General features: G+C 68.2%; 20 protein-coding genes. 14 read left to right on the forward strand and 6 right to left on the reverse strand.

Translation table 11 applies throughout. The features are described from left to right. Positions 1-42: 42 nt before the first annotated feature. From FHU31_RS15410 to cobG, 3 genes are read right to left on the reverse strand one after another with little or no spacing between them, the layout of a single operon-like run. Positions 43-1,566, reverse strand: coding sequence for a precorrin-2 C(20)-methyltransferase (locus tag FHU31_RS15410; protein ID WP_167159617.1), 1,524 nt, complete (start codon positions 1,564-1,566; stop codon positions 43-45). Then, positions 1,563-2,189, reverse strand: a complete 627-nt coding sequence (locus tag FHU31_RS15415; protein WP_090357674.1) for a precorrin-8X methylmutase — start codon at positions 2,187-2,189, stop codon at positions 1,563-1,565. The genes FHU31_RS15410 and FHU31_RS15415 overlap by 4 nt, the downstream gene beginning before the upstream one ends. 9 nt (positions 2,190-2,198) lie before the next feature. Continuing rightward, positions 2,199-3,302 (reverse strand): precorrin-3B synthase, encoded by a 1,104-nt coding sequence (gene cobG / locus FHU31_RS15420; protein ID WP_167159619.1) that lies wholly within the window; start codon positions 3,300-3,302, stop codon positions 2,199-2,201. A 141-nt stretch (positions 3,303-3,443) separates the two neighbouring features. Between cobG and FHU31_RS15425 the strand changes: the two genes are divergently transcribed. Continuing rightward, positions 3,444-3,629, forward strand: a complete 186-nt coding sequence (locus FHU31_RS15425) for a hypothetical protein (protein ID WP_167159622.1) — start codon at positions 3,444-3,446, stop codon at positions 3,627-3,629. Positions 3,630-3,633: 4 nt separating this feature from the next. On the opposite strand, the gene FHU31_RS15430 is transcribed toward FHU31_RS15425, so the two are convergent. Beyond that, a complete protein-coding gene (locus FHU31_RS15430; protein ID WP_167159624.1) occupies positions 3,634-4,563 on the reverse strand; it encodes a TauD/TfdA dioxygenase family protein in 930 nt (309 codons plus the stop codon). A gap of 364 nt (positions 4,564-4,927) precedes the next feature. Between FHU31_RS15430 and cobN the strand changes: the two genes are divergently transcribed. Genes cobN through FHU31_RS15470 form a run of 8 tightly spaced genes read left to right on the forward strand, consistent with a single transcriptional unit; the run spans position 4,928 to position 14,979 of the window. After that, the gene (cobN, locus tag FHU31_RS15435) at positions 4,928-8,515 is read left to right on the forward strand and encodes a cobaltochelatase subunit CobN (protein ID WP_167159625.1); all 3,588 of its coding nucleotides are present in this window, start codon (positions 4,928-4,930) and stop codon (positions 8,513-8,515) included. A gap of 39 nt (positions 8,516-8,554) precedes the next feature. Continuing rightward, positions 8,555-8,938, forward strand: coding sequence for a PPOX class F420-dependent oxidoreductase (locus FHU31_RS15440; protein WP_167159626.1), 384 nt, complete (start codon positions 8,555-8,557; stop codon positions 8,936-8,938). Further along, a complete protein-coding gene (gene purU, locus FHU31_RS15445) occupies positions 8,907-9,806 on the forward strand; it encodes a formyltetrahydrofolate deformylase (RefSeq protein ID WP_167159627.1) in 900 nt (299 codons plus the stop codon). Before FHU31_RS15440 ends, purU begins: the two co-directional genes overlap by 32 nt. A gap of 39 nt (positions 9,807-9,845) precedes the next feature. Further along, positions 9,846-10,235, forward strand: coding sequence for a PPOX class F420-dependent oxidoreductase (locus tag FHU31_RS15450; protein WP_167159637.1), 390 nt, complete (start codon positions 9,846-9,848; stop codon positions 10,233-10,235). A gap of 33 nt (positions 10,236-10,268) precedes the next feature. Then, positions 10,269-10,781, forward strand: coding sequence for an FxsA family protein (locus tag FHU31_RS15455; RefSeq protein WP_167159639.1), 513 nt, complete (start codon positions 10,269-10,271; stop codon positions 10,779-10,781). Between the two features lie 16 nt (positions 10,782-10,797). Then, positions 10,798-12,390 (forward strand): amidohydrolase, encoded by a 1,593-nt coding sequence (locus FHU31_RS15460; RefSeq protein ID WP_167159641.1) that lies wholly within the window; start codon positions 10,798-10,800, stop codon positions 12,388-12,390. Beyond that, on the forward strand, positions 12,383-14,194 hold the full coding sequence (lnt, locus tag FHU31_RS15465; protein ID WP_167159643.1) for an apolipoprotein N-acyltransferase: 1,812 nt from the start codon (positions 12,383-12,385) through the stop codon (positions 14,192-14,194). Before FHU31_RS15460 ends, lnt begins: the two co-directional genes overlap by 8 nt. Continuing rightward, positions 14,191-14,979, forward strand: coding sequence for a polyprenol monophosphomannose synthase (locus FHU31_RS15470; protein ID WP_167159645.1), 789 nt, complete (start codon positions 14,191-14,193; stop codon positions 14,977-14,979). The genes lnt and FHU31_RS15470 overlap by 4 nt, the downstream gene beginning before the upstream one ends. A gap of 54 nt (positions 14,980-15,033) precedes the next feature. Here the strand turns inward: FHU31_RS15470 and FHU31_RS15475 are convergent, their stop codons facing one another. Further along, positions 15,034-15,372, reverse strand: a complete 339-nt coding sequence (locus FHU31_RS15475; RefSeq protein ID WP_167159647.1) for an RNA polymerase-binding protein RbpA — start codon at positions 15,370-15,372, stop codon at positions 15,034-15,036. Positions 15,373-15,664: 292 nt separating this feature from the next. On the opposite strand from FHU31_RS15475, the gene FHU31_RS15480 reads away from it, so the two are divergent. The 3 genes from FHU31_RS15480 (at position 15,665) to FHU31_RS15490 (ending at position 18,076) form a co-directional block, all read left to right on the forward strand. Further along, on the forward strand, positions 15,665-16,030 hold the full coding sequence (locus FHU31_RS15480) for a transcriptional regulator (protein WP_090357649.1): 366 nt from the start codon (positions 15,665-15,667) through the stop codon (positions 16,028-16,030). A gap of 54 nt (positions 16,031-16,084) precedes the next feature. Continuing rightward, entirely contained in the window at positions 16,085-17,296 is a 1,212-nt protein-coding gene (locus tag FHU31_RS15485) for an alpha/beta hydrolase (protein WP_167159649.1), read from the forward strand. Positions 17,297-17,371: 75 nt separating this feature from the next. Beyond that, positions 17,372-18,076 (forward strand): hypothetical protein, encoded by a 705-nt coding sequence (locus tag FHU31_RS15490; RefSeq protein WP_208410243.1) that lies wholly within the window; start codon positions 17,372-17,374, stop codon positions 18,074-18,076. 95 nt (positions 18,077-18,171) lie between these two features. Here FHU31_RS15490 and FHU31_RS15495 read toward each other — a convergent pair whose 3' ends face one another. Continuing rightward, on the reverse strand, positions 18,172-18,852 hold the full coding sequence (locus tag FHU31_RS15495) for a hypothetical protein (protein WP_208410244.1): 681 nt from the start codon (positions 18,850-18,852) through the stop codon (positions 18,172-18,174). A gap of 33 nt (positions 18,853-18,885) precedes the next feature. Here FHU31_RS15495 and FHU31_RS15500 point away from each other — a divergent pair, with 33 nt between their 5' ends. Then, the gene (locus FHU31_RS15500; RefSeq protein ID WP_167159651.1) at positions 18,886-20,397 is read left to right on the forward strand and encodes a carboxylesterase/lipase family protein; all 1,512 of its coding nucleotides are present in this window, start codon (positions 18,886-18,888) and stop codon (positions 20,395-20,397) included. Between the two features lie 67 nt (positions 20,398-20,464). After that, entirely contained in the window at positions 20,465-22,396 is a 1,932-nt protein-coding gene (locus FHU31_RS15505) for a primary-amine oxidase (protein ID WP_167159654.1), read from the forward strand. Positions 22,397-22,409 lie beyond the last annotated feature (13 nt).

Raw genomic sequence — 22,409 nt, forward strand, 5'->3', positions numbered from 1 at the left:
GTAAACCGGCTACTGACGCATGTCAACGATCTTTGACAAGCGTCAGCGCGGGTAGTAGCGGGGCGTGAACACCCGGTCTCCGTGCCACTGTGTTTGCGAGGACCCGATGATCAACATGCAGCGCATATCCACTTCAGCGGGGTTCAGCTCACCCAGGGTCACCACCCGCACCTGTTCGCGCGGACCGGCGACATCCCGGCCGATGACGACCGGGGTGGCAGGGTCGCGATGGGCAAGCAGCAGCTCTTTCATCGCACCGACCTGCCAGGTCCGGGTCTTGGACGCCGGGTTGTAGACCGCGATGGCCATATCGGCCGCGGCCGCCGCACTGACCCGCTTGGCGATGATGTCCCACGGCTTGAGCCGGTCGGACAGCGAGATGACGGCGTAGTCATGCCCGAGCGGGGCGCCGACCCGGCTGGCCACCGCCTGCGCCGCAGTCATTGCCGGGATCACCCGTACCGGCACGTCCGGCCACGCCTTGGCCTCTTCCAAGACGGCGGTGGCCATGGCGAAGACACCGGGGTCGCCGGAGGACACCACCACCACCGCCTTGCCCTGCTGAGCCAGCTCGCAGGCCAGCCGGGCGCGGGCCGGTTCATCGGTGTTGTCGCTGGGATGCCGGGTCTGGCCGGTACGGACGCCGACCCGATCCAGATAGGGGAAATAGCCGATGAGATCGGTGGCCCGGGCCAGCTCACGGCGGGTTTGCGGAGTGATCCAGTCCAGATCGCCGGGGCCCAGCCCGACCACCGCGACGCTGCCTTTTTTCGGGGCGAGCGAAGCGACGGGGGAATGACCCGGGGCGAGCGAAGCGACGGGGGACCGACCGTTCCGCGGATGGGCCGCCTCGCCGGGCACCATCACGATGGAGAAATAGGGGACCGATGCCTCGTCGACCTCGCCGGCGTTCAGTACGCGCTGCTGGTCAGTGCTCGCACGTTCCACATAGAAGGCGCGGTCCAGCCGTTTGGTGGCCGAAAGCGCTTCGCGCACCTCGGGATAGGACTTTCCCAGCTTCATGATGACGGCGGCGTCGGTATCGGCCAGCCGTCGCGTCAGCTCGGCGGCCGGGAGCGTGCCGGGCAGGATGGTCAGCACCTCGTCGCCCTGGACCAGTGGCGTACCGGTGGCGGCCGACGCCGCACTCACCGACGTCACACCCGGCACGATGACGGCGTCGAAGCGCTCGGTCAGCCGGGTGTGCATGTGCATATACGAGCTGTAGAACAGCGGATCGCCCTCGGCGAGCAGCGCGACATCACGCCCGGCATCCAGATGGGTGGCGATCCGCTCGGCGGCCTCGGCGTAGAAGTCCTCCATCGCCCCGGCATAACCGCCGGGGTGTTCGGTGGTCTCGGTGGTCACCGGGTACACCAGGTGCTCCTCGAGCTGGCCGTCGCGCAGATACGGCTCGGCGATCCGGCGGGCGATGCTGCGGCCGTGCCGGGCGCTGTGATACGCCACCACGTCGGCCGACCCGATCAGCCGGGCCGCCTTGACCGTGACCAGTTCGGGGTCGCCGGGGCCCAGACCGACGCCGTAGAGGGTGCCTTTGGTCGTCATTCGTGTTCACTCGCAATCGCATTCACCGCGGCGGCCGCCATCGCGCTGCCGCCCCGCCGGCCGGTCACCACCAGATAGGACATCCCGCGCGGGCGGGCGATCAGTTCGTCCTTGGACTGCGCCGAACCGACGAAGCCGACCGGACCACCCAGCACCGCGGCGGGCACCGGTGCGCCCTCGTCGATCAGCTCGAGCAGCCGGAACAGCGCGGTCGGCGCATTGCCGATCGCCAGCACCGCGCCGTCGAGCCGGTCGGCCCACAGGTCGACCGCGGCGGCCGAGCGGGTGCTGCCCAGCGTGGCCGCCAACTCGGGTGCCCGCGGATCGGCGACCAGCGACACCACCTCGTTGTCGGCGGGCAGCCGGGACCGGGTGATACCCGCGGCCACCATGGACGAGTCGCAGAGTATCGGTGCGCCCGCGGCCAGCGCGGTATGCGCCCGGGCGACGACGTCGTCGCTGAAGGCGACGTGCTCGCCGAGGTCCACCTGTCCGCAGGTGTGGATGAGGCGGACGACGACGCGCGACACGTCATCGGGGAAGCGGGTCAGGTCGGCCTCGGCGCGGATGGTCGCGAACGATTGCCGGTAGATCTCCGCGGCGTCGCGGACGTAATCGAGCACGAGATCACCCTACGGGTGACGGCCCTGGTAGCCGTGTCCGGTGGCGATCAGTACCTCTGCCCCCGAGGGACTGCCGCAGGCCCGTGGGCAGCCAACGAAATGACGGTGAACCCCCGGCGCGCCGTCGTTCAGCGCAGCCTGTGCGTCAGCACGCACATCAGAGAGAGATTTGTCACATCCGGGCCGTCCCGTGCAGGCACTCAGGCTCAGCCAGGGGGACGACTCGTCGAACACCAGCCCCAGGGGGGCGAGCACCCTCAGCGCCGTGTCGGCGACACCTTCGTCGAGATCGCTGATGACCACCGAGCGCCACGGCGTGATGATCAGTGGTGCCTCGACGGCGGCCAGGAATTCGGCCACCCGGGCCTGCAGCACTCCCAGCGGCACGGCGGCGCCGAGGCTGACCAACCCGTCACGCTGGGTGATCCAGCCCACCGGCGGGTGGGGGATGGCCGGGTAGTGCGGTCCCGGCCGTGCGCAGTCGAGCAGGACGGTCGCGTCGGCGAGTTCGGCGACGCGCCACGCGGTACCTTTGACCTGGACGAAGCGCTGCGCGACCGAGATCAGGGTCGGTACCGCCGCGCCGACCGGGATGCGCACGCCGCTGTCCCGGCCGGCCAGGATCACGGCGAAGGTGTCCGCGTCGACCGCGTGCACCCCGACATCAGGCCGCAGTCCGGATACGTCGCCGGTGCCGTCGTCGAGGGCGAACTGAAACCGTCCGGGCAGGCCGGCCAGTTCGGGGTAGGCGCACAGCTCGGCGTCGAGTTCGGTCACCAGCGGCCGGACGTCGAGAAGGCCGCCGCTGCGCCCGGACAGCGGGGAGGCGACGATGTTGCGTACCCGCTCATGCGTGGGCGACGGCAGCAGCCCGGCACCGGCAATCGCCGAGGCCACCGCGGCGGTATCCGTGATCGCCCTGATCTGGATATTGCCGCGCGAGGTGAGTTCCATTGCCGGTGAGCCGAATTGCTCGGCGGTGTGCGCGAGCGCGGCGAGTTGCGCCGGGGTGATCGCGCCACCGGCCAGGCGAATCCTGATCAGTGCACCATCGGCGGCCCGGTGTACCTGGAGGGCGCCGGGGCACGCATCGTCGTCACGGACCCGGGCCACGTCTCTACCGTACGACCTGCGTACCGGCACCGGTATGCGGCCACAACTCGAGTACCGGTCTACGCAATCGTCAATACTGCCGCGCTCGTAGTTTTGGACCATGCCCGCGATGTGGGCGAAGAAGCACGGGAAGTGATCGACATGACCAGCTTGACCAGTCACCTACCTCTCCATCTGCCGCACCCGGATGTGCGCAGGCTCGCCGATGCGGCACATGCCGCGGGAGCAAAAATCCATGCCGCGGTGGAACCGCACGAGCACCACGAATGCACACGCTACGAATTCCTGGAAGACGCGCTGCTGGCGCGGGAGATGGGCCGGCTCTAGCCACTCAACTGGCCAGCCGTACCGGGCTGACCACCTCCGAGTACCGCGACGCGTCACCGGCCACCGCCCGGCTGGGCTGCCCGCGGACATCGACCGGGATATCACCGGCCAGCGTCACCCGGCTCAGGTAGCGGAACTGGTCGTCGTAGTCGGCCACCGCGTAGTGCTGGGTGGCTCGGTTGTCCCAGATCGCCAGGTCACCGGGCGACCAGGTCCACCGAACGGTGTTCTCCAGCTTGATGACTCGGGCCTGCAGCAGGTTGAACACGGTTGCCGATTCGGTGGTCCTCAAGCCGATGAAGCGTGTGATGAAGTGTCCGAGCAACAGCACTCGCCGTCCCGTCTCCGGGTGCACCCGCACCACCGGGTGTTCGGTCTCGAAGTACTCGGATACGAACTCTTCGCGGTACTCACGGGTGTGGTCGGACAGTTTCTCCAGGTCGGCGGCGGCATCCGAGGCGTAGTCGTACTGATTGGTGTGTACCGCCCACAGGTTGTCCACCAGCGCCCGCAGCGGAGGCGGCAGCTGCTCGTAGGCCGCCTGGGTGTTGGCCCAGACGGTGGTGCCGCCGTAGTCGGGCAGGGTCACCGCGCGCAGTAGCGACGCCTTGGGAATCCGGTCGACGAAGGTGACATCGGTATGCCAGCTGTTGGCCTTGTCGTAGCGCGAATCGATGGGCAGGATGTGCGCGCCCCGGGAGGTCACCGTGGGATGGGCCCCGGTCGGGGTGCCCAGCAGGCCGGCGAACGCGAGCTGGCCGGCGTCGTCGAGATGCTCCTGGTTCCCGAAGAAGATGACCTTGTGCGTGAGCAGGGCGTCGTTGATGGCCCCGACGGTGGGACCGTCCAGATCGGCGGACAGGCGCACCCCGTCGATTCGGGCGCCGATATTCGCACCGAGTTTCGTGACGTTGATCGAATGGCGAGGACTCATCCGTCCATTGCGCCAGTCGGCGCGCATCCCGTAAATGGTTTGGCCAGGGCCGATCAGAAAGCCGAACGGTGCCGGCAAGTGCCAGGTCAACAGGCATCCCACGGGTATCGCTGTGAGGTGGCTCACGTCCGGCGGCGGCTGTCTCCTCCGGCACAGAAAGCCGGTACCTGCGGTCCCGGGAAGTAGATTTCAGCCAGAAGAAAGGAGTGACCAATGGTTTCACTCATCGCCATCGGAATCGGTGTGGCCCTCGTGTTCGGTGCCCTCGCGACGCCGTATCAGGATTCGTGGTACGGCCGCTGGAGCCGCTCGGAGCGCTGACGGCGCCGACCGGGCAGCGCAGGTCGTGCGGTACGAATAGACGGTGCCGTCTGTCCTGCTGCTGTCCACGTCCGATACCGACCTGATCACCGCCCGCGCCTCGGGCGCGGAGTATCGGTGGGCCAACCCGTCGCGGCTGCTTGAGGATGAGCTCGACGCCGAGCTCGCCACCCTGCTCGACGGTGTCGACGTCGCGATCGTGCGCATTCTCGGCGGATACCGCAGCTGGCAGCAGGGTATCGACGCCATCATCGGCAGCGGTGTCCCGACCATCGTGCTGTCGGGGGAGCAGTCGCCCGACGCCGAATTGATGCGGCATTCCACTGTGCCCGCGGGGGTGGCGCTGCAGGCGCACATCTATCTGGCCCAGGGCGGCACCGAGAACCTGCGCGGTCTGCACGCGTTCCTGTCCGACACCCTGCTGATGACGGGTATCGGTTTCGAACCGCCGGTCAGCATTCCCACTTGGGGTGTGCTGGAACGGGACGGTGCCGCAGTCGGCCCGACCGTGGCAGTGCTGTACTACCGCGCGCAGCATCTGGCCGGCAACACCGGCTATGTCGAGGCCCTGTGTGATGCCATCGACGCGGCCGGAGGCAGGGCGCTGCCGGTCTACTGCGCGTCGCTGCGCACCGCCGAACCCGAACTCCTGCAGTTGCTCGGCACCGCCGATGCGCTCGTCACCACCGTGCTGGCGGCCGGTGGCGCCACACCGGCCATGGCCACCGCCGGTGGTTCCGACGACAGCTGGAACGTCGCGCATCTTGCGGCCCTTGATATTCCGATCCTGCAGGGACTGTGCCTGACCAGTTCACGGGCCCGGTGGGCGGACAACGACGACGGTATGTCCCCGCTGGACGTCGCCACCCAGGTCGCGGTCCCGGAGTTCGACGGCCGCATCATCACCGTCCCGTTCTCCTTCAAGGAGATCGACGACGAGGGCCTGATCACCTATGCCGCAGACCAGGAACGCTGTGCACGTGTCGCCGGCCTGGCCGTCCGGCACGCGAGACTGCGTCACATCGCGCCCGCCGACAAGCGGGTCGCCCTGGTGTTTTCGGCATATCCGACCAAGCACGCCCGCATCGGCAACGCCGTCGGGCTGGACACGCCGGCCAGCGCCGTCGCGCTGCTGCGCGCCATGCGCCAGGCAGGCTACGACATCGGCGAGGTGCCCGGTGTCGATGCCGGGGATGGTGACGCGTTGGTGCACGCACTCATCGAACGCGGTGGCCAGGACCCCGACTGGTTGACCCTGGATGCCCTGGAGGCCAACCCGATCCGCGTCTCGGCCAAGGACTACCGGGCCTGGTTCGCCACTCTGCCGCAAGATTTCGCCGAAGCGATCGTGAAGCACTGGGGCCCACCGCCGGGTGAGCTGTTCGTCGACCGCAGTCGCGATCCGGACGGTGAGATCGTCATCGCCGCAATGCAGTCGGGCAATACCGTGCTGCTGGTGCAGCCGCCGCGCGGGTTCGGCGAGAACCCGGTGGCGATCTATCACGACCCCGATCTGCCGCCCAGTCACCACTACCTGGCGGCCTATCGCTGGGTGGATGACGGCTTCGGCAACTCCTTCAACGCGGATGCCGTCGTGCACCTGGGTAAGCACGGCAACCTGGAATGGCTGCCCGGCAAGACCCTCGGGCTGTCGGCGGGGTGCGGACCCGATGCCGCGCTCGGTGACCTGCCGCTGATCTATCCGTTCCTGGTCAACGATCCGGGCGAGGGCACCCAGGCGAAGCGGCGCGCCCACGCCACGCTGGTCGACCACCTGATCCCGCCGATGGCACGCGCTGAAACGTATGGCGATATCGCGCGTCTTGAGCAGTTACTCGACGAGCACTCCAATGTGTCCGCGCTGGACCCGGCCAAGCTGCCGGCCATCCGTCAGCAGATCTGGACCCTGATGCGCGCGGCCAAGATGGACCACGATCTGGGCCTGGAAGACCGTCCGGACGAGGACTCCTTCGACGACATGCTGCTGCACGTCGACGGGTGGCTCTGCGAGATCAAGGATGTCCAGATCCGCGACGGTCTGCACATCCTCGGCCAGGCGCCGGTGGGGGAGGCCGAACTCGATCTGGTCCTGGCCATCCTGCGCGCCCGCCAGCTGTTCGGCGGAGAGCAGACCGTGCCGGGGCTGCGGCAGGCGCTCGGGCTGGCCGAGGACGGCACTGCCGACAAGGCGAGCGTGGACGCCGCCGAGGCCCGCGCGCGTGCACTCGTCGCGGCGCTCCAGGCCGGTGGCTGGGACCGTGCGGCGGTCGACGGGCTGACCGAGGATCCGACGGTGGCCGCCATCCTGCGGTTCGCCGCCGACGAAGTGGTGCCCCGGCTGCGTGGCACCGACGGTGAGATCGACGCGGTGCTGCGGGCACTCGACGGGCACTACATCCCGGCCGGCCCGTCCGGGTCGCCGCTGCGCGGGCTGGTCAACGTCTTGCCCACCGGGCGCAACTTCTACTCCGTGGACCCCAAGGCGGTGCCGTCCCGGCTTGCGTGGGACACCGGGGTGGCCATGGCGGAGTCCCTGCTGGAGCGCTATCGCACCGATCACGGACGGTGGCCGGCCTCGGTCGGCCTGTCGGTGTGGGGTACGTCGGCGATGCGCACGGCTGGCGACGATATCGCCGAAGTGCTTGCGCTGCTGGGTGTCCGGCCGGTGTGGGATGACGCCTCGCGGCGGGTGGTGAGCCTGGAGGCGATCACGCTCGCCGAGCTGGGCCGTCCCCGGATCGACGTCACCGTCCGCATCTCCGGCTTCTTCCGGGATGCCTTCCCGCACGTGGTCACCATGCTCGACGACGCGGTTCGGCTGGTCGCCGGCCTGGATGAGGCGCCCGAGGACAACTACGTCCGGGCGCACAGCCAGGCCGACATCGCCGAACATCGTGACGAACGCCGGGCCACCACAAGAATTTTCGGGTCCAAACCGGGCACCTACGGGGCCGGGCTGCTGCAACTCATCGACAGCCGCAACTGGCGCGACGACAACGATCTGGCACAGGTCTACACCGCCTGGGGTGGTTTCGCCTACGGCCGGGACCTGGACGGCGCACCTGCCGCCGACGATATGAACAAGGCTTATCGGCGGATCGCGGTGGCGGCCAAGAACACCGACACCCGTGAGCACGACATCGCCGACTCGGACGACTATTTCCAGTACCACGGCGGCATGATCGCGACGGTGCGGGCGCTCACAGGTGCGGACCCGGCGGCCTATATCGGCGACAACACCCGGCCCGACGCCGTGCGCACCCGCACCCTCAGCGAGGAGACCACCCGGGTGTTCCGGGCCCGCGTGGTGAACCCGCGCTGGATCAACGCGATGCGTCGCCACGGCTACAAGGGTGCCTTCGAGATGGCCGCCACCGTCGACTATCTGTTCGGCTACGACGCGACCGCCCACGTGATGTCGGACTGGATGTACGAGCAGTTGAGCGCCTCCTACGTGCTGGACCCGGAGAACCGCAAGTTCATGTCCGAGTCCAATCCGTGGGCCCTGCACGGGATGGCGGAGCGGTTGCTGGAGGCGGCCGGCCGGGGGATGTGGGCGCAGCCGGAAGCGGACACTCTCGACGGGTTGCGGCAGGTGCTGTTGGAGACCGAAGGCGATCTGGAAGGCTGAGTTTCCCGGTGCTCCCGGGTGCCCACTAGATTCACAGTCATGGCTCTCACCTTCGCCGATGTCGCCAAGGCCGAATACATCCTGCTGACCACCTTCACGAAGGACGGCCGGGCCAAACCGACGGCCATCTGGGCGGCACCGGATGGGGACCGGCTGTTGGTCATCACCCAGGGCAAGTCCTGGAAGGTCAAGCGGATCCGCAACACCCCGCGGGTCACGGTCGCGATCTGTGATCGCCGCGGCAACGCCAAGAGTGAGGCGGTCGAGGCGACCGCCGCCATCCTGGACCAGTCCGAGATCGGCAAGGTCTACGACGCGATCGGGGCGCGGTACGGACTGCTCGGAAAGACGTTCAACCTGTTCTCCAAGCTGCGCGGCGGCATGAAGAACAATGTCGGCCTCGAACTCCGTGCAGCCGTCTAGTCGAGGCGCCGCGCGGCACGCAGATATCGGCAGGTTGGTGCTGACCTGTCCCGACCGGGCCGGCATCGTCGCCGCGGTATCGACCTTCCTGACCCGTGCGGGCGCCAACATCATCTCGCTGGACCAGCACTCCACCCAGCCTGAGGGTGGAACGTTCCTGCAGCGCACGGTGTTTCATCTGCCCGGACTCACCGCCGCGAGCCCTGAACTGGATCGGGAATTCGCCGAGCTCGCCGCCCGGTTCGATATCGACTACCGGTTCACCGAGGCCGCCAAGCCCAAACGGGTCGCCATCTTCGCCTCCACCGCCGATCACTGCCTGCTCGATCTGCTGTGGCGCAACCGCAGGGGTGAGCTCGATATGACGGTGGTGATGGTGATCGCCAATCATCCCGAATTGGCCGAGCAGGTGCGGGCGTTCAACGTGCCCTTCGTCTACATCCCGGCCACCCGCGACACCCGCGCCGAAGCCGAGCAGCGGCAGCTGGAACTGCTGCGGGGCAACGTGGATCTGGTGATACTCGCGCGCTACATGCAGATCGTCACGCCGGAGTTCCTAGACCAGATCGGGTGCCCGCTGATCAACATCCATCATTCGTTCCTGCCGGCGTTCATCGGCGCCAACACCTACCGTCGCGCCCGGGAACGCGGGGTGAAGCTGATCGGTGCGACCGCGCACTACGTCACGGCCGACCTCGACGAGGGCCCGATCATCGAACAGGACGTGGTGCGCGTGGACCACACCCACGCCGTCGAGGATCTGGTGCGCCTCGGCGCCGACGTCGAGCGGGCCGTGCTGTCCCGCGCGGTGCTGTGGCATTGCCAGGACCGCATCCTGCGCCATGACAACGAGACGGTGATCTTCTGACCGCATGGCTCGTCCGCGCGCAGGGCGCAGAATGAGCACATGGCCCCGACCTTCGACGACGTCCACCGCGAGAAGTACCTGCTCCTCACCACGTTCACCAAGGACGGCCGTCCCAAGCCCACGACCGTCTGGGGCGTGCCCCACGAGGGCAAGTTGCTGATCGCCACCGACGACGGTTCCTGGAAGACCAAGCGGATCAACAACACCCCGCGGGTCACCATCCAGAAGTGCGGCGTGCTGGGCAAGGTCAAAGGTGAACCGGTCGAGGCCGTCGCCCGCAATCTGCCGAAGACCGAGACCCGTCGGGTGTTCGACATGGTCACCAGGCGCTACTGGTGGCACGCGTGGTGGTGGATCCCGCAGGCCGTCCTGCGCGGCGGTGTCGACAAGGTGCATGCCGCGATCGAGGTTCAGGCCGTCGAGGCTTAGGAACCAGTTCGCGCTCTCGTGCGTTGACCGGATATGGCAATGCGACTGTTCCTCGTCTACGTCCTCGTCGAACTGGCGGTCGTCGTGGGCTTGGTGTCGACCATCGGGTTCGGGTGGACAGTGCTGGCCCTGCTGGCCGCGTTCGGACTGGGGCTGGCGCTGGCCGGTGCGCAGCTGACCCGTCAGCTCGCTCGCCTGCAGGGGGCACTGCGAAGCCGTTCTGATTCCCGCTTCGTTCGCCCCGGCGCGAACGACCCCTCGCTGGCCACCGACAGCGTGCTGATCGCGCTCGGCACGGTGCTGGTGGCCATCCCCGGTCTGGCCAGCTCGCTGGTGGGGGCGCTGCTACTGCTCCCGCCGACCAGGGTCGCCGCCCGACCGCTGGCCAACCGCCTGATCAATCGCCAGCTCAGCCGCGCGGTGCCGGTCATGGTCTACAGCAGCACCACCGCGACCACTGCACACGGTGATTACGTCGACGGCGAGGTCATCGACGTGGTCGACGAGGTGATCACCCCGACCCCGCTGGACCGCCGCGTCGACTGAGTACCCTGTCACCCTCGTGACCACTCTGCTACTCAACGGGCGCGTGCACAGCCCGGTCGCCCCCGATGCCACCGCCATGGCGGTGCGCGACGGCCTGGTCGTATGGCTGGGCTCCGATGACGCCGCCCGCAGCGAGTTTCCACTCGCCGAGGTGGTCGATCTCGCGGGTGCCTTCGTCGCTCCGGCGTTCGTGGACAGTCATGTTCACGCGACAGCTACTGGGTTGGCGCTGACCGGGTTGGATCTGCGCACCGCGCGGTCGGGCGCGGACTGTCTGCGCCTGGTCGCCGAGTATGCAGCCGCCCATCCCCACGGCATCGTCTGGGGACACGGCTGGGATGAGACGGCCTGGCCCGACGCAGCACCGCCGACCACCGCCGATCTCGACGCCGTGCTGGGTGGGCGGCCCGCCTATCTGAGCCGGGTCGACGTGCACTCCGCTGTGGCATCGACGGGTCTGCGCAGCACGGTCGCCGAACTGACGGCCGTACCCGGGTATCACCCGCAGCTGCCGCTGACCGCCGCCGCGCACCACGCCGCGCGGGCCGCCGCCCGGGACCTGCTGTCACCCGAGCAGCGCAAAGGTGCCCAGCATGCCGCACTGGATGCCGCCGCCGCCCTGGGCATCGCCGCCGTGCACGAATGCGCCGGCCCGGATATCGGCGGACTCGACGACTGGGATGCGCTGCGGTCCCTCGATCACGGTGTCGAGGTCATCGGCTATTGGGGTGAGGCGGTGGAAAGCGCCGAAGCGGCCCGAGCCCTGGTCGAACGCACCGGCGCGCGCGGGCTGGCCGGCGACCTGTTCGTCGACGGTGCCCTCGGGTCGCGAACCGCCTGGCTGCACGAGCCCTACGCGGATGCCCCGCACACCTGCGGCAACAGCTACCTGGACGCCGCGGCGGTCACTGCCCACCTGATGGCGTGCACCGAAGCCGGGGTCACGGCCGGATTCCACGTGATCGGCGACGCCGCCGTCACCACGGTGGTCAATGCCCTGCAGGTCGTGGCCGACCGGTTCGGGGGGCCTGCCGTCGCCCGTTGCGGGCACCGACTGGAACACCTGGAGATGGTCGATCCTGAGCAGGCCGAGCGGCTGGGTGCGGTGGGCGTCATCGCGAGCATGCAACCCAACTTCGACGCCCTCTGGGGCGGGCCGGACGGCATGTACGCCCAACGCCTCGGGGTTGACCGAGCCGGCAAACTCAACCCCTTCGCGCTGTTAGCATCCCAAGGCGTGCCACTCGCCTTCGGCTCCGACAGTCCGGTCACCGGGCTTGACCCGTGGCAATCCGTGCGCGCCGCCTCCGAACATCGCACCCCGGGCAGCGCGGTGTCCGCGCGCGCGGCGTTCTCCGCGGCAACACGCGGTGCGTGGCGGGCGTCGGGTGTGCGCGACGGAGTCACCGGCACGCTGGTGCCGGGTGCGCCCGCGTCCTACGCGGTCTGGGATGCCGGCGATCTGGAGGTGAGCATCCCGGCCACCGAGGTCGTGCAGCGGTGGTCCACCGATCCGCGATCCCGGGTGCCCGCGTTGCCGAGGCTGACACCGGAACGGTCGCCGCGCTGCCTGCGGACCGTGCATCGGGGTGTGGTCCTGTATGGCTGACACCGAGCCCGAAGTCGAGACGGAACCGGAAACCGAAGCCGAGACGGCAGCCGAAACCGAGCCAGAAACCCAGCCGGAACGCAGCGGCCCTGGACGGCTGGCCCGGCTCGGCGCTCGGTTGCGCCAGATCACGCTGCCGCGGCTGCCCAGGTTTGCGGTGTCGCTGGTGGCCGGCCTGCTGATGTGTGCGAGTTTCCCGCCGTGGGGCTGGTGGTACTGCGCATTTCTGTCGCTCGCGCTGCTGGGCTGGGTGCTGACCCGGACTCAGACCACCCGCGCCGGCGGGTTCGGCTACGGGCTGGTGTTCGGTCTGGCGTTCTACGTCCCGCTGCTGCCATGGATCGGCAATCTGGTCGGCACCCTGCCGTGGCTGGCGCTGGCGTTGCTGCAGGCGCTGTTCCCCGCACTGTTCGGGCTGCTGGCAGTGGTGGTGCGCGAGCTACCCGGCTGGCCGGTGTGGTTCGCCGCCGAGTGGGCGGTCGGGGAGTGGCTCAAATCCGTGGTGCCGTTCGGTGGTTTTCCGTGGGGTGTCGTCGGCTTCGGTCAGGCCGGTGGGCCGCTGCTGCCGCTGGCGCAGGTCGGCGGCGCACCGCTGGTGTCGGCCGCCGTGGCGCTGGTCGGGTTCAGTCTCACCGCGATCGCACTGGAGATCGTGCTGTGGTGGCGGCGCAGTCACCCCGATCATGCCGCGGCGTCCTCCGACGCCGCCCGTCCCGAGGTCGTGTTGCCCGGAGTGTGCCTGTCCGTCGTACTCCTGGGCACTGCGCTGGTGTGGCCCGGCGTCCACAAGGCCGGCGCCGGTTCCGGTGAGCACCCGTCGGTGACCGTCGCGGCGATCCAGGGCAACGTCCCGCGTCTCGGGCTCGATTTCAACGCCCAGCGGCGGGCGGTGCTGGACAACCACGTCAACGAGACCCTGCGACTGGCCGAGGATGTCCAGGCCGGCCGCGCGCCGCAGCCCATGGTCGTGATCTGGCCGGAGAACTCGTCGGATATCGACCCGCTGATCAATGCCGACGCCGGCGCGGAGATCTCCGAGGCAGCCCGGGCCATCCATGCGCCGATCCTGGTCGGCACCGTCCTGCGCGCCCCCGGCTTCACGCCGGAAACCCCCGTCGCGACCAATACGGTGCTGGTCTGGGATGGGCTCACCGGGCCTGGAGAACGCCACGACAAGAAGATCGTCCAACCCTTCGGCGAATATCTGCCCTGGCGCAGTCTCTTCCGGCACATCTCGTCCTACGCCGATCGCGCCGGCTACTTCGTCCCCGGTGCGGGCAACGGTGTGGTGACGGCCGCGGGCATCCCGATCGGCATCACCACCTGCTGGGAAGTGATCTTCGACCGCGCCGCCCGCGAATCCGTGCTCAACGGTGCCCAACTGCTCGCCGTTCCCGCCAACAACGCGACGTTCAACGCCGCTATGAGTGCCCAGCAGCTGGCCTTCGCCCGGCTGCGCGCCGTCGAACACGATCGCTACGTGGTGGTGGCCGGCACCGTCGGGATCAGCGCGATCATCGCCCCGGACGGCCGCGAACTGGCCAGCACCGAGTTCTTCGAACCGGGTTATCTCGACGCCGCGGTGCGGCTCAAATCCAATCTCACCTTCGCGACGCGGTGGGCCCCGGCCGTCCAGATCGCGCTTCTGGCGATCGGCGTTGCCGCTGTGATCGCGGCCATGCTGCACAATGGGAGCTTCGTGCCAAGGCGCCGGGCCGCAGGATCCGGTGAAACAGATTTGCAGCCCGACGGGGGCAACGCAGACGAGCCCGATCCGGGCAGTAAGGACACAGGAAGCACATGACCACTCCTGGGACAGGAGCGGAGCGACCGGGCAACCCGGCGTCGCCGAGCCGGCGCACGCTGGTGATCATTCCGACCTATAACGAGCGGGAGAACCTCCCGCTCATCGTGGGCCGCGTGCACGCCGCCCGGCCCGACGTACATGTGCTGATCGTCGATGACGGAAGCCCGGACGGTACCGGCCAGCTGGCCGACGAACTCGCCCTGGCCGACCCCGACCGCGTGCACGTCATGCACCGGATCAGCAAAGACGGCCTCGGTGCCGCGTACCTCGCCGGGTTCGCCTGGGGACTGGGCCGCGAGTACACGGTGCTGGTGGAGATGGACGCCGACGGCAGCCATGCCCCCGAAGAGCTGAGCCGGCTGCTCGAGGCGGTCGACGCCGGTGCGGATCTGGTGATCGGCTCGCGCTACGTGCCGGGCGGAACGGTGCGCAACTGGCCGTGGCGCCGGCTTGCGTTGTCGCGGACCGCCAACACGTATTCGCGTGTGCTGCTCGGGGTCGATATCAACGACATCACCGCTGGCTACCGCGCCTACCGGCGCGAGGTGCTGGAGAAGATCGATCTCGGCGCGGTCGACTCGAAGGGCTACTGCTTCCAGATCGATCTGACCTGGCGGGCCATCAATGCCGGGTTCACCGTCGTGGAGGTGCCCATCACGTTCACCGAACGTGAACTCGGCGTTTCGAAGATGAGCGGGTCGAACATCCGCGAGGCGATGTCCAAGGTCGCCGAGTGGGGGATCCGGGGCCGACTCGATCGGGCCCGTGGCATCGCCCGCTGACCACCTCGGAAGTGGCGTGCCCATCCGTACCGGATGTGCACGCCACACCGCAGGTCAGGACCCGCGGCGGCGGGTCTTGATGATCTCCAGACGCTCCTTGAGAAGTTCGTCGAGCTCTTCGACGGAGCGACGCTCCAACAGCATGTCCCAATGCGTGCGGGGCGGCTTCACCTTCTTGGGCTCCGGAACGTCACCTTCGATGAGGGTGCCTTCCAGCCCGTTACGGCACGTCCAGGTGCCAGGAATCTCCGCGTCGTCGGCGAACGGCACATCGAATTCCTCGCCGTTGTCGGTGCGGTAGCGCGCCACCTGACGCGGCGCCAGATCATGGTTGCGGTCGGTCTCGTAGCTCACAGCTCCGAGGCGGCTGCCTCTCAGAACGCGATCGGCCATCGTCAACACTCCTCTTGCCGGCTGTATTTCGTCCGCAGTTTCAACGCAGACGGTGCCCGCGAAGTTCCTGACTCAGCCAAAGAGGATAGCGTGCCGACGCTCAAAGTTGCCTGTCTCGTGTCTGTGTTACCAGCCCGCCGTGCTTGTTCCCCGGGTCGCTTCGCTCCTGCCCGCCGTGCCAATTCCCGGGTCGCTTCGCTCCTGCCCGCCGTGCCAATTCCCGGGTCGCTTCGCTCCTGCCCGCCGTGCCAATTCCCGGATCCACCGGCCCACGGGTCTACAGTCGGGATTCGTGACCGCAGCAGCGCCTTCTCCGGCATCCAGCCAGCCGCGTCGCCGCACCCGTGCGCAGCCGTGCCGGTGGTGCGGCCGTGAGGTCGCCGACGCCGGGATGGGGCGCCGCCGCCAGTACTGCCGCCAGTCCTGCCGGCAGCGTGCCTACGAGCAGCGGGCACAGGTCAAGGGCACCTCGTTCGCACCAGACGCCGTGGTGCTGACCGCCGACGAGGCCGCCGACCTGTCTGACCGGGTCTACCAGGTGCGGTGCGCGGCCGAGGACATCGCCACCGCCTTGCAAGAGGGCGCAGACGGGTCCGAACTCCGGGACCTGTGCGAGGTACTGATCCAGGCCGCCAAGGCCGCCGACGGCTGGCGCTGAGACCCCGGCTCCGCGGGGACACCCTCGCAGCAGTCTCACAGCTACGATGGCGCGGTGTCCGCCCCCGCACCTGATGGCCCTGCCGGCGTGTGGCGATTCGATGAGTTCGTGCTGGACACCCAGCGTTACGAGTTGCGCCGTGACGGCGAGGTGGTGCGGGTCGAGCCGCAGGTCTTCGATGTGATGACCCAGCTGGTGAGCAACCACGACAGGTTCCTCACCAAAGAAGAACTGTTCGACACGGTCTGGGGCGGCCGGTTCGTCGGAGAAGCGGCGCTGACCAGCCGGATCAAAGCGGCTCGCCGGGCACTCGGCGACGACGGCGAATCCCAGCGCTATATCCGTACCGTCCGCGGCCGCGGCTACCAGTTCGTCGGCACCCTCACCGTCCCCGAGACACTCGCAGCCCCGGTCAGCACACCGCCTCCGCGCCAACACATCGCGTTCTGCCGCGCCGCCGACGGCGTGCGGCTGGCGTACGCCGTGGCCGGGGAGGGCCCGCCGCTGGTGCGGGCCGCCAACTGGATGACCCACCTGGGCTACGACATCGAAAGCCCGGTGTGGCGGCACTGGGTTCGCGACCTCGCGGCCCGGCACACCTTCATCCGCTACGACGAGCGTGGTTGTGGACTATCGGACTGGGAGGCTGTCGACTTCACCTTCGATGACTGGGTCGCCGACCTGGAGACTGTGGTGGAAGCGCTTGGGCTGGAACGTTTTCCGCTGCTGGGCGTGTCGCAGGGCGGTGCGGTGGCGGTGGCCTACGCCGCCCGGCATCCGGACCAGGTCACCCACCTGATCCTGTGCGGGGCGTACGCTCGCGGCCGCGCCGTCCGCGCGATGAGCGATGATGAAAGACGCGCCGCCGCACTGGATTTGGATCTGGCCCGAGTGGGCTGGGGTCGCGACGACCCGGCCTTCCGACAGGTCTTCGCAGCCCAATTCCTGCCCGACGGCGCCCGCGCCGACTGGGAGGCCTTCGACCATCTGCAGCGTCGCACCACCTCACCGGAGAACGCGGTGCGCTTCCTCGACGAGTTCGGCCGCATCGACGTTCGCGACCTGGCCCGCGACGTGGCGTGCCCCACGCTGATCATGCACTCCGCCGACGACCACCGTGTTCCCATGCGTTACGGCGAGGAGTTGGCCGCCCTGATCCCGAGCTCCCGGCTGGTGGCGTTGCAGAGCAACAATCACCTACTCACCGAAGCCGAACCCGCGTGGCAGGTCTTCCTGTCTGAACTGACGGACTTCCTGGGTTGCTGAGACGGCGTGGGTTCTCCATGCAATCTCCACACAATCTCCATGTACTCCCGGCCGGCGCCGACCATGCTGGTGGGCATGAGAAAGTTCACCCGCACCCTCCTCGCCGGCGCCGCCGCGATGCTCGCCCTGGGCACCGTGGCCTGCTCCGGTGGCACCTCCACCCAGGCGGGGTCCCCATCGGCCACTGCCGCCCCGTCCACCAGCACCGCCACTCCCTTCCCCCAGTCGGCGCGCTATATGGCCGACGCCGAGAAGGACGGCAAGAAGATGGCGATCGGTATCTCGGTCGACGGTGACTCCGTCACCGCCTACGCCTGCAACGGCACCGACGACGAAGCCTGGTTCTTCGGCAATCAATCCGCCGGCAGCATCGACATCACCTCGAAGTTCCGCGACACCCTGGCCGCCAGTTTCACCGGCTCCGATGTCACCGGGGCGCTCACCATGAACGGCGTCACCTACGACTTCACCGCCGCTCCGGTCTCGGCCCCGGCAGGCATGTACACCGCCGCACTCGACGGTGCACGGGCCTCCTGGATCATTCGGCCCGACGGCTCGGTGACCGGCGTGCAGTTCAACGGCGGCATCAGTGGCCGCGACTTCGAGCAGGCCGAGCTGCAGCAGCTCAACGCTGCACAGTTCCAGGCCCAGGTCCGCAACAAGCGCAAATTGCAGCAGGCCGACCAGACCGTCAAACTGTCGGGCAACACCCTCACCTCCAGGATCAACGGGAGCGAGGTCACCGGGCACCTGGTCACCGGTACCACCCGGTTCGGCTGATACCCGGCACAAATCACCCGGCACAAAGCCGCCCAAATGCACATTTGGGCGGCTTTGTGCGAGGGGGCCCTGGCATTTCGTCGATCTCGGCGGCCTCAGCAGGACAGCCTGATCCCGATATCGGGTGGTGCCTGGACCGGGGCGAGGCAGCCGAACCCGTCCACCCCGGCGGGCCGCATCCGGGTCGCCGTCTGATGGGCATGGTTGACGCAGATCACCGCGTCACCGTCTGCCCGGCAGGCGAAGTCACCGAACGCCAGGGTCTCGCCGGATGACAGGCCACGGCCATTGCCATCCACGAACGGCCCGGGGTCGCCGTGCAGCGAGCCGATGTTGACGCTCGTCCCGTCGAAGTCCACCCAGTTGCCCTTCCACATGATGAAAGCGTCGGGCGGCTTGGGCGGCGGATTGGTGAGTTTGACCAGACAGGCCAGCGCACCGTCGTTGTACCGCGCGCTGCTGATGCAGCTGACGGTGTCGGTGCTGAATGCGGCCCCCTGTATGTCGGTGGTGGTGCCGTCGCGGCTGACCGAACCGAACTTCTCCGCGGGTACCGCCTTGCCGGCGTTCACCCACCGCATCACCTCGGCGATCGGTGCACCGGGCGCCGGCGGTCGCGGTGACGCGGAGGTCGGCGCGGTGGGGCTGGGTGCGGGCCGGGATGTGCCCGGCGTGATCGCGGTCAGGGGTGGCGGCGCAGGCACGGCGGCGCCCTTCATATCCTGCGAACACCCTGCCACCAGCGCGGACGCCATGAGCACCACTGCCATCCGCATGCGGCAAGGGTAGCGGTTCGCTACCGTCAGGCCATGCACGAACACACCGTCCGCGTGAAGATCAGCACCGGGACGATCGAGGGTTTCACCCGCGACGGGGTACACCGCTGGCGCTCGATCCCGTATGCGAAACCGCCGGTCGGTGCCCTTCGATACCGTGCGCCCCGCCCCGCGACGCCCTGGCCGGGGGTGCGTTACTGCCACGGATTCACCAACTGCGCCCCACAGCAGCGGATGTACACACTGCTCGGTGTCGGCAAATATCAGCCGATGAGCGAGGACTGTCTGACGCTCAATGTGGTGGCTCCGCAGGACCCGCCGGATGACGGGCCCCTTCCGGTGATGTTCTTCATCCACGGCGGCGGCTATCTGATGGGCAGCTCGGCGACACCGATCTACGACGGCGTCGCCCTGGCCAGAGGTGGCTGTGTATACGTCTCGGCCAACTACCGCCTGGGCGCGCTGGGTTGTTTCGATCTGTCCGCGTTGTCCACACCCGAGCACGAGATCGACGACAACCTCTACCTGCGCGACCTGATCATGGCACTGCGCTGGGTGCGGGAGAACATCGCGGTGTTCGGCGGTGACCCGGACAACGTGACGATCTTCGGGGAGAGCGCCGGCGCGCATGCCGTCGCCACCCTGATGGCGGTACCCGAGGCAGAAGGTCTTTTCGCACAAGCGATTTCGCAGAGTGCTGCCAGCGGTATGGTGCGCAACCCGGATCAGGCCGCCATGTTCGCCGCGCAGTTCGCCGGTCTACTCGGCGCGTCCGGCAAGGATGGGGCGCGCGCGGCGATGTCCGCGCGACCGGCTGATCTGCTGGCCGCGCTGGACACCCTGATCGCCCGCGCGGGCAAGGAGATGCCCGGCGCGTTCCCGGTCGGTCCCACCTCCGGTACCGAGCTGTTGCCGGAGGACCCGGTCGTCGCGATGCGCAGCGGCCGCGCCCACCGGATCCCGCTGATCGTCGGCAGTAATGCCGAGGAAGGCAGGCTGTTCACCCGTTTCATGCAGCTGCTGCCGACCACCGAGCAGAGCATCGAGATGCTGCTCTCGACCACCGGGACCGAAACCCGCGATCGCGTCATCGCCGCCTATCCGGACTATCCCGCCCGAGCCGCGTGTATCCGGCTGGGTGGTGACTTCGCGTTCGGCACCGCCAGTTGGGATATGGCGGAGGCGCACAGCCGCCACCGGCCCACCTACGTCTACCGCTACGACTATGCGCCACGGATCCTGCACTGGTCGGGGATGGGCGCCACCCACGCGACCGAACTGCTGGCGGTATTCGGTGTCTACCGCACCCGCCTCGGCGGATTGCTCACGGCGGCCGCCGACGGTTCCTCGGCTCGCCGGGTCAGCCGGGAGGTACAGACGCGTTGGGGCACCTTCGGCAGGACCGGTAACCCCGGCGAGGGTTGGCCACGCTATGACCAGGACATGCGTGCGGTGCTGGTATTCGACCGCAACACCCACCTGGAGTACGACCCGGCGGCCGCGCGTCGCCGAGCCTGGGAAGGCTTCACGCTGGCCGTGGGTTGACGGCTCACTTTCCCGCGCGCGTTCCCAATGGCCTGCGCACCACCGCACGGTGTGCTTGCGTAGAGCGATGGCGCACCCTCTTGATCCTCTCGATGCCGACGAATTCACCGCTGTCGCCGCGATCCTCGGTGCCCGGCACGGAGTGCTCGCCCCCGGATGGCGCTTCGCCTCCATCGAACTCGCCGAGCCGACCAAGGACGAGTTGCGCGCCTTCGCCGGCGGGGGCGCGGCCCCGCCCCGCCGGGCGCTGGCGGTCTGCCTGGATCGTGCGCACAACGCGACCTACAAGGCGCTGGTATCGCTGCAGGCTCAGACGGTGGAGTCCTTCGACCATGTTCCCGGCGTGCAGGCCAACTTCACCGTCGACGAGTTCGTCGAATGCGACCAGGTGCTGCGCGCGCACCCCGAGGTGATCGCGGCGCTGGCGCGCCGCGGCATCACCGACCTGGACAGCGTGTTCATGGATACCTGGACCTACGGGGATGCCGTCGCACCGCCCGAGTTCCGGGACCGGCGTCTGGGCTGGTCGGACACGTGGCGTCGGGACGCACCAGGGGCGAACCCGTACGCCCACCTCGTCAGCGGTCTGCACTGTGTGGTCGACCTGAACACCATGGAGGTACTCCGCGTGGAGGACTCGGGTCCGTTCGCCGAGGGAGCCGAACCCCCGGTGGTGATGGGCGAGTACGTTCCCCGCCACATCCCGGATCGGATATCGGCTGTGTCCCAGCGTGATCCGCTCACACCGCTTCATATCATCCAGCCCGAAGGGCCGTCGTTCACCCTGGAAGGTCACCTGTTGACGTGGCAGAACTGGTCACTGCGAGTCGGTTTCAACTACCGGGAAGGGATGACGCTGCACGCGCTGACCTATCGAGACGGCGACCGGATCCGTTCCGTCGCGCACCGGATGTCGTTTGCCGAGATGGTGGTGCCGTATCGGGACGCCTCGGTGGACCACTACCGTCGGACCGCCTTCGACATCGGCGAGTGGGGCCTGGGTTTCATGACGACCTCGCTGACCCTGGGATGCGACTGCCTGGGGGAGATCCGTTACCTGGGTGCGGTGCTGCACAACAGCAAAGGCGAGCCCTACACCATCGCCAACGCCATCTGCATCCACGAGGAAGACAATGCGGTGCTGTGGAAGCATGTGGATCACGACGCCGGCGCCGAGGTGCGCCGGATGCGCAGACTCACGTTGAGCTTCCATGTCACCGTCGCCAACTACGAGTACCTGGTCTACTGGCGGCTGTATCAGGACGGCAACATCGAGTGCGAGGTCCGGGCCACGGGCATCATGGTCACCACACCGCTACCGCCGGGCGCTCCGAATCCCAACGGCACCCTGGTCGACGAGCGCACCTACGCACCGTTTCATCAGCACTTCCTGGTGGCTCGCCTGGACCTCGATATCGACGGCCCGGACAACACCGTCTACATGTCGGAATCCTTTGCCGAACCGATCTCGGAGGAGAACCCGCACGGTCTGTCGGTGGTGACCCGAAACGTCCCGCTGCGCACCGAGAGCGAGGGCAAACAGGACCTCAACTTCGCCACCCAGCGCACCTGGAAGGTGATCAACACCAACGTCGTCAACGGCCTGGGCACCCATCCGTCGTACAAGCTGGTACCCACCGGGGCGCTGCCGGCGATGTTCGATCCCGCCGCCCCGGTCCTGCAACGTGCCAACGTCATCGGGCACACCCTCTGGGTCACCCCGAACCGAGCCGATGAGCGCTGGCCGGCAGGCGAATTCGTCAACCAGTCGGTCTCCGACACCGGTCTGGGGGAGTGGACCAAGGCAGACCGCCCCATCCTGGACACCGATGTGGTGCTCTGGTACGTCTTCGGTCTGCACCACATCACCCGGCCCGAGGACTGGCCGGTCATGCCCGTCGACGTGGTGTCGTTCTGGTTGAAACCGTTCGGCTTCTTCGACCGTAATCCGGCCCTGGACGTCCCCCGGGAGGAAAAACTTGACACCTGTCACATGTGATCGGCGCCACTGC

It is taken from the genome of Mycolicibacterium fluoranthenivorans (assembly GCF_011758805.1).
GTDB classification, from domain to species: Bacteria; Actinomycetota; Actinomycetes; order Mycobacteriales; family Mycobacteriaceae; genus Mycobacterium; species Mycobacterium fluoranthenivorans.